The sequence below is a fragment of the Pseudostreptobacillus hongkongensis genome, assembly GCF_001559795.1.
In the GTDB taxonomy this organism is placed as follows: Bacteria; Fusobacteriota; Fusobacteriia; order Fusobacteriales; family Leptotrichiaceae; genus Pseudostreptobacillus; species Pseudostreptobacillus hongkongensis.
On sequence record NZ_LOHY01000045.1, the window covers coordinates 1 to 349 of the forward strand.

The 349-nt window shown below is 51.9% G+C and carries 1 protein-coding gene; it reads left to right on the forward strand.

Going from position 1 to position 349, the window contains the following annotated elements:
• Positions 1 to 140: 140 nt before the first annotated feature.
• The coding region (locus AYC59_RS08505) for a 6,7-dimethyl-8-ribityllumazine synthase (RefSeq protein ID WP_211259988.1) at positions 141 to 349 on the forward strand (209 nt) is incomplete at its 3' end.

Below are 349 nucleotides of genomic sequence, written 5' to 3' on the forward strand. Positions count from 1 at the left end.
AGAGATACGTCATGTAGGCCCGGATGTTTGCCTGCATTTAGTGGGCGCATGATCTCCCGGCTCGAAAGGGAAGCAGCGCACGAAATATTATGCTAAAATCCGCCCCCCTGCGGGGCCATACTCGAACCCGAAGGAAAAAAATGAACATTATTGAAGCTAACGTTGCTACCCCGGACGCTCGCGTCGCCATCACCATTGCGCGTTTCAACAACTTTATCAATGACAGCCTGCTGGAAGGTGCGATTGACGAACTGAAACGTATCGGTCAGGTAAAAGATGAAAACATTAACGTTGTTTGGGTGCCTGGTGCCTATGAGCTGCCGCTGGCGGCAGGCGCACTGGCAAAAAC